The organism is Sinorhizobium fredii USDA 205 (genome assembly GCF_001461695.1).
GTDB classification, from domain to species: Bacteria; Pseudomonadota; Alphaproteobacteria; order Rhizobiales; family Rhizobiaceae; genus Sinorhizobium; species Sinorhizobium fredii.
Map to the genome: position 1 here is coordinate 1 of NZ_AUTC01000202.1, position 11,918 is coordinate 11,918.

15 protein-coding genes are annotated in these 11,918 nt (G+C 61.7%); 7 read left to right on the top strand and 8 right to left on the bottom strand.

Annotated elements, in window-relative coordinates:
* From N181_RS35120 to N181_RS35135, 4 genes are all read right to left on the bottom strand, one after another.
* The coding region (locus N181_RS35120; protein WP_245290992.1) for a methyl-accepting chemotaxis protein at window positions 1-743 on the bottom strand (743 nt) is incomplete at its 3' end.
* A gap of 22 nt (window positions 744-765) precedes the next feature.
* Window positions 766-999, bottom strand: a complete 234-nt coding sequence (locus tag N181_RS35125) for a methyl-accepting chemotaxis protein (RefSeq protein WP_050984144.1) — start codon at window positions 997-999, stop codon at window positions 766-768.
* Window positions 996-1,568 (bottom strand): hypothetical protein, encoded by a 573-nt coding sequence (locus N181_RS35130; protein ID WP_050984145.1) that lies wholly within the window; start codon window positions 1,566-1,568, stop codon window positions 996-998. Before N181_RS35130 ends, N181_RS35125 begins: the two co-directional genes overlap by 4 nt.
* Before the next feature lie 8 nt (window positions 1,569-1,576).
* Window positions 1,577-2,254, bottom strand: coding sequence for a hypothetical protein (locus N181_RS35135; protein WP_244425669.1), 678 nt, complete (start codon window positions 2,252-2,254; stop codon window positions 1,577-1,579).
* A gap of 362 nt (window positions 2,255-2,616) precedes the next feature.
* Here N181_RS35135 and ppk2 point away from each other — a divergent pair, with 362 nt between their 5' ends.
* The 4 genes from ppk2 to N181_RS30150 all read left to right on the top strand — a co-directional run bounded on the left by ppk2 (window position 2,617) and on the right by N181_RS30150 (window position 4,897).
* Window positions 2,617-3,537: a polyphosphate kinase 2 gene (gene ppk2, locus N181_RS30135; RefSeq protein WP_060564133.1), complete on the top strand. Its 921-nt coding sequence runs from the start codon at window positions 2,617-2,619 to the stop codon at window positions 3,535-3,537.
* A 131-nt stretch (window positions 3,538-3,668) separates the two neighbouring features.
* Window positions 3,669-3,875, top strand: coding sequence for a hypothetical protein (locus N181_RS30140; RefSeq protein ID WP_014330635.1), 207 nt, complete (start codon window positions 3,669-3,671; stop codon window positions 3,873-3,875).
* A gap of 119 nt (window positions 3,876-3,994) precedes the next feature.
* Window positions 3,995-4,330, top strand: a complete 336-nt coding sequence (locus N181_RS30145) for a hypothetical protein (RefSeq protein ID WP_037400543.1) — start codon at window positions 3,995-3,997, stop codon at window positions 4,328-4,330.
* A 138-nt stretch (window positions 4,331-4,468) separates the two neighbouring features.
* Window positions 4,469-4,897: a hypothetical protein gene (locus tag N181_RS30150; protein WP_234885999.1), complete on the top strand. Its 429-nt coding sequence runs from the start codon at window positions 4,469-4,471 to the stop codon at window positions 4,895-4,897.
* A 300-nt stretch (window positions 4,898-5,197) separates the two neighbouring features.
* Here N181_RS30150 and N181_RS30155 read toward each other — a convergent pair whose 3' ends face one another.
* Window positions 5,198-5,569 (bottom strand): hypothetical protein, encoded by a 372-nt coding sequence (locus N181_RS30155; RefSeq protein WP_037400545.1) that lies wholly within the window; start codon window positions 5,567-5,569, stop codon window positions 5,198-5,200.
* 174 nt (window positions 5,570-5,743) lie between these two features.
* On the opposite strand from N181_RS30155, the gene N181_RS30160 reads away from it, so the two are divergent.
* Window positions 5,744-7,192 carry a CYTH and CHAD domain-containing protein gene (locus N181_RS30160; protein ID WP_037400547.1) on the top strand — a complete coding sequence of 483 codons (1,449 nt, stop codon included), beginning with the start codon at window positions 5,744-5,746 and terminating at the stop codon, window positions 7,190-7,192.
* 179 nt (window positions 7,193-7,371) lie between these two features.
* Window positions 7,372-8,994, top strand: coding sequence for a ribosomal protection-like ABC-F family protein (abc-f, locus tag N181_RS30165; RefSeq protein WP_037400549.1), 1,623 nt, complete (start codon window positions 7,372-7,374; stop codon window positions 8,992-8,994).
* A 47-nt stretch (window positions 8,995-9,041) separates the two neighbouring features.
* On the opposite strand, the gene N181_RS30170 is transcribed toward abc-f, so the two are convergent.
* From N181_RS30170 to N181_RS30180, 3 genes are all read right to left on the bottom strand, one after another.
* Window positions 9,042-9,758: an SOS response-associated peptidase gene (locus N181_RS30170; protein WP_037400551.1), complete on the bottom strand. Its 717-nt coding sequence runs from the start codon at window positions 9,756-9,758 to the stop codon at window positions 9,042-9,044.
* A gap of 105 nt (window positions 9,759-9,863) precedes the next feature.
* The gene (locus tag N181_RS30175; RefSeq protein ID WP_037400553.1) at window positions 9,864-10,307 is read right to left on the bottom strand and encodes an SRPBCC family protein; all 444 of its coding nucleotides are present in this window, start codon (window positions 10,305-10,307) and stop codon (window positions 9,864-9,866) included.
* A gap of 48 nt (window positions 10,308-10,355) precedes the next feature.
* Window positions 10,356-10,631, bottom strand: a complete 276-nt coding sequence (locus tag N181_RS30180; RefSeq protein WP_014330644.1) for a BON domain-containing protein — start codon at window positions 10,629-10,631, stop codon at window positions 10,356-10,358.
* A gap of 231 nt (window positions 10,632-10,862) precedes the next feature.
* Here N181_RS30180 and N181_RS30185 point away from each other — a divergent pair, with 231 nt between their 5' ends.
* Entirely contained in the window at window positions 10,863-11,807 is a 945-nt protein-coding gene (locus N181_RS30185) for an AEC family transporter (protein ID WP_037400555.1), read from the top strand.
* Window positions 11,808-11,918 lie beyond the last annotated feature (111 nt).

Genomic DNA, 11,918 nt, shown 5'->3' on the forward strand with positions numbered 1-11,918 from the left:
GTAGCGGCTTCTGCCCTCGGGACATCGCGTTCGTCGGCCCTTGTGCGGAACTGCGTGACGAGATCGAATAAGCCGGACGCCTGATTTGAAAGCCTGCTGGTCATTGCCGTGCTTTCCTCGACCATGGCGTTGTTCTGCTGCGTCACCCGATCGAGGGCAAGCATCGTTTGGTTGACGTGCCGCAGATCGTTGGCCTGATCCCGCGCATCGGCGGCAATCTGCAGCGTCTGATCATTTATGGCGTGGATCTGAGCGGAAATCTGGTTCAGTGTCGTGCCCGCCGCCCGCACAAGCGATACCCCTCTCGCCACCTCGTCTGCCGACGTCGTAATAATCGAATTGATCTCGCGCGCGGCAATCGCGGATTTCTGCGCCAAGGCTCGCACCTCATGTGCGACGACGGCAAAGCCTTTGCCCGCCTCGCCGGCACGCGCCGCCTCGACACCGGCATTCAGCGCCAACAGATTTGTCTGAAAGGCGATGTCGTTGATCGTGCCGATGATATGAGAGATCGAGGCCGAGGCTGCTTCTATCTGAGCCATGGCTCCGACTGCGTTGCTCACCACCTCGCTGGAGCGATCGGAGCTTGCTTTCGCCGCCGCCGCGATTTCGGTGGCGGAGGCCGCATGCTCGGCGGTGCGCTGCACGGTCAAGGTGATGGTATTGATCGCCGCGGCAGCCTCCTCCAGTGTCGTTGCCTGATACTCGGTGCGCTTTGCAAGCTGGCCGACGGCATCGCGCATTTCGCTGCTGTCGTTGTCGATGTCAGCACTTCTTTGACTTCACGTCGTCCAGCGTTCTGGCAAGCGTTTCCAGCGACAGGTTGAAGTCCGAGCGCAGGCGGTCGAGGCCGTCACGAAAGGGCTGATCGATGCGGGCAAGCAAATCCCCATGTGAGAGCCGTTCCAGGCCGGTTGCAAGGATCTCGACGCTCTCGTTGATGTGGCGAGAAGTTTCTTCCTGGGTGGCTTCACGTAGCTGCCGGTCCCGGTCGATCATGGTCCGCGTCTCTGCAGCCTCCTTTTCAAGACGCGTGCGATCCGTAAGCGCGTCGCGAAACACGACGACGGAGCGGGCCATGTCGCCGATTTCATCACTTCGCCCTTGACCGGCACAGTCGATCGCCGTGTCGCCGCCGGCGAGACGCCGTCGGCCACCAGGCTGGCAATTGGTCGGGTCAGGCGGTGGGAGAACCAGATGGCGCCCGGGATCGCCGCAACAAGCACGGCCAAGGCCGCCAATAGCGTCCAGTTCCGCAACGCCGTCACGGCGGCAAAGGCCTCCTGCGACGTCATCACCGCTGCCACATTCCAGCGCGTCCCGAACGCGTTGAGCCCAGTGGCGGCCATACGGATCGCTTCTCCACGAAAATCGTCGAGACCACTGCTGACGATGCCATCGCCGCTTGGCATCGTTGCCTGGGGCATTTGCGCCTGCAGGATGTCGTTGTCCGCCGTGCGGGCGCTGTCCGTCAGGAAGGCTCCCCTGCCATCGAGCAGGATAGTCTCTCCAGTTTCCCCAAGGCCGGTCCTGTTGCCGATAATCTGCCCTATCAGAGCGTCCGGCATTTCAAGGATCAGTACGCCGATCTTGCCATCCAGCGTTTCAAGGGGAATCGCAACGAATGCGGATGCCGATGTGCCGAGCAGGCCGTATTTCTCATAGGAAGCAAAGGCGAGCCTGTCCTTGTCGGTCCCTTCGGCAGTCTCTTTGAAGATCCTGCCGAGACCGCTCCTCTCCCAGCCTTCGTGCCTAAGGTTGACGGCGAAGTTTCCTTTCTGTTGAGCGAGTAGACAACATCGCCGTTGAGATTGGCCAGGAGGACGTCTCTGTAGCCGTGTGCCTCCGCGAAGCGCCGGAAGAAGGGATGATAGCGGGCGTGCAGGGCATCATACTTGTCCTTGCCTGCCGAACTATAGGCTGCACGCTGGGTTTCAGGATTGGGATTTCCCTTCACGTAACGCTGCTGCAGTTCGTCGTTGGGCTTATTGCCAATCCGTGCCATGGCGGTGCTCAGATCGCTGAGTGCCTTGGGCACCGACTTTTGCGCCTGCAGATTGCGCAGATCGTTTTCGATCGTTGTCAGGTAATGGCGAAGTTCGTTGCGCCGGGCATCCGCCAGCGCTTCCAGTTTTTCGATCGCCGCGGCGGACGAGAGGCTGCCGCTCACACTGAGGCTGGCAAGACTCGTGGCGGCTATGGAGAAAACAGCCAAACCTGCTGCAGCGACCGGCAGCTTCGCGGACAAACGCATGACAACACCGAGGTTTGAAGGGAGGGGAATGCCCGAGAAGGCAATCGTAAACGCATCATGCGCCCGGCGGTCGACCACCGCCCGAGAGACTTATACGCCCCGATGTTACAGTTTCATGACGGTCGGGCGCATTTTTGCTCCAATGCACCTTCTGATCGAATTTGACCGCCAAGTCGACGACGACCAGGACGCGGGCCGACGATCGCACGTGTCTGCGCCCATATAAACTCGGATGCAGTTTTCTGCGCGGTCGCGAAAGTCATACCACGCGCGTCCCGCCATCATGATCCGTCAATTTTCCTTCACGGCGCTGTGGAATAAGTTCAATATTGCTGCCTTTACCCAACCGTCGGAGCGGTGAAATGAGCAAATCAACGCGCGAGGAAGAACACTTCGACTGGCTCGAAGCGGAGCTGGCAGACACCCTGGACGAGGATTACGAACTCGAGCTTTCAGAACCGGCGCTGTCGGAGGAGATCCACAAGATCTACCGCAAGACGCATCCTCCGACGATCTCGCGCATGGATTATTTCCGCGCCCTTCTGGCGTTGCAGGCGGAGCTGATCAAGCTGCAGGACTGGGTCGTCTATCACAAGGAGAAGGTCGTCGTGATCTTCGAAGGCCGTGATGCCGCCGGCAAGGGCGGCGTCATCAAGCGCATCACGCAGCGGCTCAACCCGCGCGTCGCGAGGACCGTTGCGCTGCCTGCACCGTCCGACCGCGAGAAGACCCAATGGTACTTCCAACGCTACGTGCCGCATCTTCCGGCCGGCGGCGAAATCGTCCTCTTCGACCGCTCCTGGTACAATCGCTCCGGCGTCGAACGCGTCATGGGTTTCGCGACAGAAGACGAAGTCGCGCAATTCTTCCACGACGTTCCCGAGTTCGAGCGCATGTTGGTGCGCTCCGGCGTTCGGCTCGTCAAATACTGGTTCTCGATCACCGACGAGGAGCAGCAGCTGCGCTTTCTGATGCGCATCCACGATCCGCTGAAACAGTGGAAGCTGTCGCCGATGGACCTGCAATCGCGGGTGCGCTGGGAAGCCTACACGAAGGCCAAGGAAGAAACCTTCGCCCGCACCAATATACCGGAAGCGCCCTGGCATATCGTCGAGGCCAACGACAAGAAACGCGCGCGGCTCAACTGCATCGACCACCTGTTGAAGCAGATCCCCTATGGGGACGTGCCGCACGAGGACATCAGCCTGCCGGACCGGATCTTCAATCCCAACTACGAGCGCAAGGTGCTGCCGCCGGAGCTCTATGTGCCGTCGAAATACTGATCAACCGGTTCGCGCCAGCGACTTAAAGCGTCGCCTGCGCTGACACGGGGTCGTCATCGACATGTGAGAGACTTGGTGTCCTTGGCAGAAACGGCATTTCCCATTTTGTTGTTTTTCTTAGAGACGGCGCCATGAACGTTGACCACAGCACAGATATGCTCTCGCTTTATCCGGACGAAATGCGCATGCTTCGTGAGATGTTCGATTGCGCGTTGGTCGAGCGCCAATGGAGCAGCAATTGTCAAGCGGCGGAAGCGCTCGCGGCTAAGATCGTCGATTTCCATCAGACCGGCGTCAACGACGCCGACGATCTCTTCACGATGATTCGCCGATTCTGACCTCTTCCCTGTTGCGCCTTTGTGAACAGCAGCGGCTGGCAGCCGAGCAGGGCTCGCCGGAGGCTTGTTTGTGACAGATTCGTGACGGATAGTCGGCCTCCCTAAATAAGGAGATGGTTATGGGTGAGAAGCGCAGGAAGGTATACGAAGCACTGGTGGACGGGGCGACGCACGGCTACTCCGACAAGAACCTCCACGACTTCGTCCTGAAGCGCTGCCCCAAGACCTCGAGCAAGAAGCTTATCCGCGCCTCGCTGCTGGCTCTGACCGACCCCGATCTCAAGGACCGGAACGTCCTTGCCACCATCTGTGCCCTGGCGATCAAGCATCGCCTCGATGAAGTCAGAATCGATGAAATCGACCTGGAGGAAGACGAAGATATCAGCGAACCGGCGCCTTTGGTGTCTGGTAACCGGCCGGCGCAACAGCCGTCTGATCAAGACATACCGGCCTGAAGCGCGAGCGGCTTTCAATCCAGCCACCCTGCGAACCTGCTTTCTGGTGAAGGCACCTTGTCCAGCAATCTCGGTCAGCGTTCCGACCGGAACCACCGGACAGTCAGGCACGTTCCTTCGGCAGTGAGGAGAGCGCCAATGGCCAAGAAGAGCCGCATTCCGAAGAAGATCGCCGGCGTAAAGGTCCCGCAACCTTTGCGGAAATCAAAAATGCTGCGTGCAATGTTGGGCAATAGTGCAGGGCGAGCCGTGCTCGCCCATGCCCTGACAGCGGCCGCGGCCGCGGCCACCGCGACCTTGGTCGGCCATCGCGAGGAAGTGATTGAATCTGCCAAAACAGCGTCTCGCAAGGGCGCCAAGGCGGTCGGCACTGCGGGAGAGGCGCTCCAGGCGGCATTCTCGGCCGCGTTGGAAGTCGTGCACGATTCCGACGATCTTCCCATCAAACGCAGGCGGAGCCAAAAGCATTTCCCTCGCCAACGCGCGCTGTTGCATCAAGAGCAGGGGCGCGCGAATCCGATGACCCGGAAGAGGAAGGTGCTGTTGAGACGATCGAACGCTTTCTGATCGCAAGATATGGGGGCAAATTCGCCTCCCGGCTGATCGTGGCCGCGAGCGTTCGCGCCGTCTCGGTGTTGATCCGCGAACATCCGATCATCGCCGCACGGCTCCTGGGAGTGGGATTGGCTCGCGCCGCAAAACTAGGAATGGAAGACGCCTACGATCTCCTGCAACCGAGCGAGCCAAACAACCGGTCGGTTGAACACGAGCCGACAGAAAACCAGCCTTCTGTTCCTTCTGTCGGATCGCGCCCGGGAGCTCTCAGTGGGAAGGACTGAGTCCCCTGGTCCTCGGCAATGAACCGGATCAATGGAGGGCAGCGCGGCCGGCGGCCGCCTTGCTCTTACCGCTCTTTTTGTTGCCTTTCTTCTTTGGGGACGGAAGGACGGATTCCTTCACGACGTCCATCGCGGCGGAGAAGCCGCTTTGAGCAGCCTCGCGTGCCAGACCCAGAGCCCGGGCCCCTTTCCTTGTCGTCTTGCGTGCGGTTTCGCCGACTTCGTCAGTATGATTGACCAGAACGGCTGCGGCAGCTCCGGCGCCGGCGGTGAGCGCTTTGGCAAGCAGGTCCCGCCCGACCTTGCTCGCCATCATGGCTCCTAGCACCTTCGATTTTCTGAGCGTCTTCGGGACCTTGACGCCGGCGATCTTCTTCGGAATGCGGTTCTTCTTGGCCATGGTCGTTCTCCTATCGTGCAGCCTGGAACGTCAACTCCACCTCCGCGGTTCCGGGACTGTTGGTCAAGTTGCATCAAATAGCGCCATCGTTCAGCTCGCACTGCCCACGGATTGTTTGTGACAGTATTATGAAGGACGATCCGATGCTAGCTGCCAAAGAATGCCGAGGGCGTCATGCAGGAAACGGAAGTGAAGCTCGAGTTGACGCAATCGGGTGCGTCATCGCTCCTGAAAAAGGAGCTCTTCGACGGTTCGCCGACTATTGTTCAGCAAAAGTCGGTTTACTTCGATACGAGCGGTCGAGATCTGGACAAGCGCGGCCTGTCGCTGCGCATCCGGCAATGTGGGAATGAAAGGGTTCAAACCGTCACGTCCAGTGACGGACCGCCCGGATCTTCCGCCCAGGAGAAGTGGCAGCGATCGGTTGCAGACGACATCCCGGTGCTCGACGATCCACGGATCGAGGTGCCGCTTCCAGCAACGAGCGAAAGCCTCAGGCCGGTGTTCGAGATTCATGTCAAGAGACATCGTTGGAACGTGACGGAAGGCGATGCCACGATCGAAGTCGCTTTGGACATCGGAAAGGTCGTTGCCGCGGATCGGGAGGCACGGCTCTGCGAAATCGAGCTTGAAAGCAAGGCGGGGTCTCCGGCGGCGCTGTTTGGCTTGGTCCGAAAAGTCAATCTGGTCACGCCAGCTTATATCGGTGTACTGAGCAAAGCGGAGCGGGGTTATCGTCTGGTTGGTCCCGCACCCGGTGCCATAAAGGCAAGCGTCACTCCACTCACCGCAGAGACGAATGCGGCAACGGCTTTCGCGCACCTGGCCGCAGCGTGTCTCAAGCAGTTTCGTCTCAACGAAATGGCCTTGTCCTGGTCTCGCGATGCCGATGCCTTGCACCAGGCGCGCGTGTCGCTCCGGCGACTGCGCTCCCTTTTCTCCATCTTTAAATCACTCTTCGCGGATAGCCGGTTCGATCACATGCGCGACGAATTGCGCTGGCTCGCCTCGGAACTTGGCGATGCGCGCGGCATTGACGTGATGATCAAGCAAGCGACCACCGAAGAGCTCTCGAGCCGGCTCCAGGAGGCCCGTAGCGGCGCGTATGGGGCAGTCGAAGCCGCGTTCTCGTCGGTGCGCGCCCGCGCCTTGATGATCGACCTCGCCGAATGGATATCGATCAAAGACTGGCGGCGCGATGAAACGGACGAGGCGTTGCTCGTCCAGCCAGCCAGGAGGTTCGCATCCAAGAAACTCGACCGACTTTGGAAGAAAGTGGCGAAGGGCGGCAGTGGTCTGATCGATCTCGATGACGAGGCCCGCCATGAGCTGCGCATTTCCGCAAAGAAACTGCGCTACGCCGCGGAGTTCTTCGGCCCGCTTTACGCGAACAGGAAAGAACCCAAGCGTTACAAGCGATTCATCACGGCGATGGAGGGGCTCCAGGATCAACTCGGCAGCCTGAACGATCTCGCGACCGCTCCCGATATGCTGTCGAAGCTCGATCTTTCGGACGCCGCGGGTGCGGAGGATCTTTTCAGTGCGGCTGACAAGGAGAAGCTCCTGCACGATGCCGCGGAAGCACATGATGTCTTCGTCGACACCAAGCGTTTCTGGCGCTGAGGTAGAAAATCAATCGTGACAAGACATCGGCCGCCTCTCATTGCCCATTGCGGTCGCAAGAGCGACGCACAAACCTGGAATCTGACCGAGCAAATCGGGGACAGGCGACGGGTCGCGTGACAGCGGCGCCGGCCCGTGGCATAGGGGTGCCCGAAAATCCCACCAGGTCTTCTCCCCACATGATCCGTATCGAGAATATCAGCAAGTCCAACAGTCACCGCATTCTCTACATCGAAGCCTCCGCAGCCTTGAACCGTGGCGAAAGGATCGGGCTTGTCGGTCCGAACGGGGCGGGAAAGTCGACTCTCTTCCGCATGATAACCGGCGAGGAACAGCCCGACGAGGGGCAGGTATCCGTCGAGAAGGGCGTGACGGTCGGCTATTTCGACCAGGATGTCGGCGAGATGGCCGGGCGGTCTGCAGTCGCCGAGGTGATGGAAGGGGCTGGGCCCGTCAGCGCCGTGGCGGCCGAACTGCGTGACCTCGAGGCGGCCATGTCGGATCCTGACCGGATGGACGAAATGGACGCGATCATCGAGCGCTATGGCGAGGTGCAGGCGCGCTACGAGGAGCTTGACGGCTATGCGCTGGAGGGGCGTGCCCGCGAGGTGCTGGCCGGGCTCAGCTTCAGCCAGGAGATGATGGACGGCGACGTCGCCAAGCTGTCAGGCGGCTGGAAGATGCGCGTCGCGCTCGCCCGCATCCTGCTGATGCGCCCGGACGTCATGCTGCTCGACGAACCGAGCAACCATCTCGATCTCGAGAGCTTGATCTGGCTCGAAGATTTCCTGAAGAGCTATGACGGCGCCCTGCTGATGACCTCCCACGACCGTGAGTTCATGAACCGGATCGTCACCAGGATCATCGAGATCGACGGCGGCGCGCTGACGAGCTATTCCGGCGATTACGGCTTCTACGAGGAGCAGCGGGCTTTGAACGAAAGGCAGCAGCAGGCCCAGTTCGAGCGCCAGCAGGCCATGCTCGCCAAGGAGATCAAGTTCATCGAGCGCTTCAAGGCGCGCGCCTCGCACGCCTCGCAGGTCCAGAGCCGCGTCAAGAAGCTTGAAAAGATCGACCGGGTCGAGCCGCCGCGCCGCCGCCAGACGGTCGCTTTCGACTTCCTGCCGGCGCCGCGCTCCGGCGAAGACGTCGTCAATATCAGGAGCGTGCACAAGGCCTATGGCAGCCGGACGATCTATGACGGCCTCGACTTCATGGTGCGCCGGCGCGAGCGCTGGTGCATCATGGGCATTAACGGTGCCGGAAAATCGACGCTGTTGAAGCTCGTTACCGGGGCTACCACGCCGGACAAGGGCAACGTCTCACTCGGCGCCAGCGTCAAGCTGGGCTATTTCGCCCAGCATTCCATGGATCTGCTCGACGGCGACAGCACCATCCTACAATGGCTGGAGGAACGCTTTCCGAAGGCCGGGCAGGCGCCGCTCAGAGCCTTGGCCGGCTGTTTCGGCTTTTCCGGCGATGACGTCGAGAAGCGCTGCCGCGTGCTCTCCGGCGGCGAGAAGGCCCGGCTGGTGATGGCGGCGATGCTGTTCGACCCGCCGAACTTCCTCGTCCTCGACGAGCCGACCAACCATCTCGACCTCGATACGAAGGAGATGCTGATCAAGGCGCTGTCGGCCTATGAGGGCACCATGCTGTTCGTCTCGCACGACCGCCGTTTCCTGTCGGCTCTCTCCAACCGGGTGTTGGAGCTCACGCCGGACGGGATTCACCAGTATGGCGGCGGCTACACCGAATATGTCGAGCGCACCGGCCAGGAGGCGCCGGGTCTGCGCGGTTGAGACGGTGACAAGGCGGTCCGGTCCGGGGGCGGTTTGCTGAAGCGCGCTCAGTTCTCCTCCGGAGGCTCGAGCGGATCGAGGATATCGGCCGCATCATACTTCGGCGACCCGACCTTCCGGTCGATCGGCCACATGGTCATCAGGTCCGCCGGAAACGGCTTCATCAGATCGAACGGGTCCGCTTCCGGCGACAGCCAGCGGTCATGGTCCTGCCGGTGGAGGATCACCGGCATCCGGTCGTGGATCGTAGCGACCATCGCGTTTGCCGGGCAGGTGATGACGCAGAAGGTGCGGATGTCCTCGTCGGTCTTCGGGTCGCGCCAGGTTTCCCAGAGGCCGGCAAGCGCAAAGGGCTCGCCGGATTTCATGGCGACCGCGTAGGGCTGCTTGTTCTTGCCGGTGCCGTGGATGTCCTTCCACTCGAAGAAGCCGTCGATCGGGATCAGGCAGCGGCGCCGGCGATAGGCCTCCTTGAACAGGCCGACCGTCGCGATGCCCTCGCAGCGGGCATTGATCGGCGGCGGCCGGCCGGGCGGGGCTTTCGTCCAGCGCGGGATCAGGCCCCAGCGGGCGCTGACGAAGGTCGGGCCGAACACGTCCGGGTCGCGGATCACGTCGGTGATGATGATCGGATAGTAGAGCGAGGGCGCACCGTTGTAGCGCGGGAACTGGTTCGCCATTGCCTCGACGGCCTGCCGCTCGGCGAAGGAAAATTCGCGCAACAGAGCGTCGAGATTGCTCTTGATGTAGACACGCCCGCACATCCGCCTGCCTCCCTCGTCGCAAAGGTATCGCGGCGGTCTCCGGCGTCAACGGCGGGCTGTGCCGAAACAGGGAAAGAAAGGTAGCGCAGCGCTGCCGCGGCAAGATCAGGCTTCGACGAAGGCCCTGATGTTCTGGGCCTGGATCTCCCACCCCTCTTCGTTGCGGTCCCGGGCCTCGTCGCGCCGATCTTCCGGCAGCGCATCAAAGCCGGATTCCCTGATCGTCAGATGCGTTCCCTTCGCCGTCGGCTTCAGGCGGAATTCGACGCGTGTCGAAGGTGCGCTCGAAATATCGGCGTCCGGGTTCTCGGAATGCGGCCAGCGGAAGGCAAAGAGATGGGGCGTCTCCATTCGCTCCGTCACGGATGTCCACTTGACGCCCTCGTGACCGGGATACGTGATCTGGCCAGTGGTGACCTGGCCCAGGACGAAGGGACCGTCGAGCTTGACGCGAAACCATTGCCCGAAGGCCTCGTGGTCGGTCAAGGCGTCCCAGACCTGATCGATCGGGGCTGCCAGTTCGATGCTCTTTTCGATGCTGTTGGCCATGATCTGCTCCCGCGGATGCCCATCCTGTCACGTGTCGCTTGGCGCGGCTCAGCCCTCCGTTTCGCCCGGCCGCGTCCTCAGCCGGTTCTCGACGCTCTGCACGCCGATGACCGAGGCCGCCGCCTCCCCGGCGCAGGCGATATCCGCTTCGCGCGCCACCGTACCGGACAGAACGACCATGTTGCCGAGTGCGATGACGTCTATGTCGCTTGTGTCGATGAAGCTCGCGTAGCGAAGAAAGCGCAGGACCTTCTGTGCCAGATCATCATCGGTCAGATGCGGGTCGTCGTCCTTGTGCGAATAGGTCGGATGCTCGCTCGACATTCCTTTATCCCCGTCCTCAAGCGCAACGCTCTGTAACACCGGAATGTTCCGGTCCCAGAGGGCGTCCTTTTCCCGGGCCGCGGCCTTGCCTCCGCGGTCTAAACGGGTCTATGGCTCGGGAACGATCTGCATGAATAACGCGCGGCTTCGGGCGCGCTCCCCTCCGACCTGTTCTCTGGAATCGATCGTCATCGGTCGGCTCGCCGAAACGTCGTGATTCAAGGCTCGCGCATGTCCGAAGTTTTCCTGAATGTGCTCCCGATCTTCATTTTGATCCTGACCGGCTGGCTGATCGTCAAGGCCGGCTATCTGAAGCCGGCCGTCGGCGAGGCGCTCGGCGATTTCGTCTTCCGGGTGGCCGTGCCGGTCCTGCTGTTCCGCACGATTGCCGAGGCGGATTTCAAGGAGGGATCGCCCTGGCCGCTCTGGGTCGCCTATTTCTCCGGCGTCGCGGTCACCTGGACCCTCGGCCATCTGGCGGCGACCCTTGGCTTCGGCCGCGATCCGCGCATCGGCGTTCTGGCGGGCGTCTCTTCGGCCTTCGCCAACACGGTGTTCATCGGCCTGCCGCTGGTTTCGCGCGTGGTCGGGGAGGAGGGGATCGTCGCGCTGTCGATCCTGCTGTCGGTGCATCTTCCGGTGATGATGATCGCCGGAACCGTGCTGATGGATCGTGCCGACCAGAAGGTGAGCGGCCGGCCGCGACAGAGCCTCGCCAGGCTGCTGGCGGGCGTCGGCCGCAATCTCGTCCGCAATCCGCTGGTGATCGGGCTCGCCTTCGGCGCGCTCTTCCATCTTGTCGGCCAGCCGCTCGGCGGCCCGGCCAAGATCGTCGTCGACCAGCTTGCCGGGGTTGCCGCACCCGCCGCGCTCGTCTCGATCGGCATGGCGCTCGACAAATACGGGCTCGCCGGCAACACCGGACTTGCCACAGTCACCAGCACGCTGAAGCTCGTCGTGCTGCCGGGCGCCGTCTTCGCCGCCTGCCATCTCCTGGGCTTGAGCGACAGCTGGACCGCCGCCCTCGTCCTCACCTCTTCCGTGCCGACCGGCGTCAATGCCTGGCTGATCGCCAACCACTTCAATGTCGGCCACGGCCTCGCCTCCTCGACCATCACCCTGACGACGGCGCTCGGCGTGCTCAGCGTGTCGGCCTGGGCCTATCTGTTGATGTGAATGTCGACGGTGCGACTTTCGGCCATGGAGCCATGCCCCTCACCCTAGCCCTCTCCCCGCTCGCCTATGGCATTCACACATCGTTGTTGAAGCCCATTTGAATGTCTGATT

Excerpts from the sequence above, each read along its gene's own strand:
- N181_RS30175 (WP_037400553.1), bottom strand. The coding sequence starts at position 10,307 with ATGGCCAACAGCATCGAAAAGAGCATCGAACTGGCAGCCCCGATCGAT.
- N181_RS30180 (WP_014330644.1), bottom strand. The coding sequence starts at position 10,631 with ATGTCGAGCGAGCATCCGACCTATTCGCACAAGGACGACGACCCGCAT.
- N181_RS35125 (WP_050984144.1), bottom strand. The coding sequence starts at position 999 with ATGATCGACCGGGACCGGCAGCTACGTGAAGCCACCCAGGAAGAAACT.
- N181_RS35135 (WP_244425669.1), bottom strand. The coding sequence starts at position 2,254 with ATGCGTTTGTCCGCGAAGCTGCCGGTCGCTGCAGCAGGTTTGGCTGTT.
- ppk2 (WP_060564133.1), top strand. The coding sequence starts at position 2,617 with ATGAGCAAATCAACGCGCGAGGAAGAACACTTCGACTGGCTCGAAGCG.
- N181_RS30155 (WP_037400545.1), bottom strand. The coding sequence starts at position 5,569 with ATGGCCAAGAAGAACCGCATTCCGAAGAAGATCGCCGGCGTCAAGGTC.
- N181_RS30140 (WP_014330635.1), top strand. The coding sequence starts at position 3,669 with ATGAACGTTGACCACAGCACAGATATGCTCTCGCTTTATCCGGACGAA.
- N181_RS30170 (WP_037400551.1), bottom strand. The coding sequence starts at position 9,758 with ATGTGCGGGCGTGTCTACATCAAGAGCAATCTCGACGCTCTGTTGCGC.
- N181_RS30160 (WP_037400547.1), top strand. The coding sequence starts at position 5,744 with ATGCAGGAAACGGAAGTGAAGCTCGAGTTGACGCAATCGGGTGCGTCA.
- N181_RS30145 (WP_037400543.1), top strand. The coding sequence starts at position 3,995 with ATGGGTGAGAAGCGCAGGAAGGTATACGAAGCACTGGTGGACGGGGCG.
- N181_RS30185 (WP_037400555.1), top strand. The coding sequence starts at position 10,863 with ATGTCCGAAGTTTTCCTGAATGTGCTCCCGATCTTCATTTTGATCCTG.
- N181_RS35130 (WP_050984145.1), bottom strand. The coding sequence starts at position 1,568 with ATGCCGGACGCTCTGATAGGGCAGATTATCGGCAACAGGACCGGCCTT.
- N181_RS30150 (WP_234885999.1), top strand. The coding sequence starts at position 4,469 with ATGGCCAAGAAGAGCCGCATTCCGAAGAAGATCGCCGGCGTAAAGGTC.
- abc-f (WP_037400549.1), top strand. The coding sequence starts at position 7,372 with ATGATCCGTATCGAGAATATCAGCAAGTCCAACAGTCACCGCATTCTC.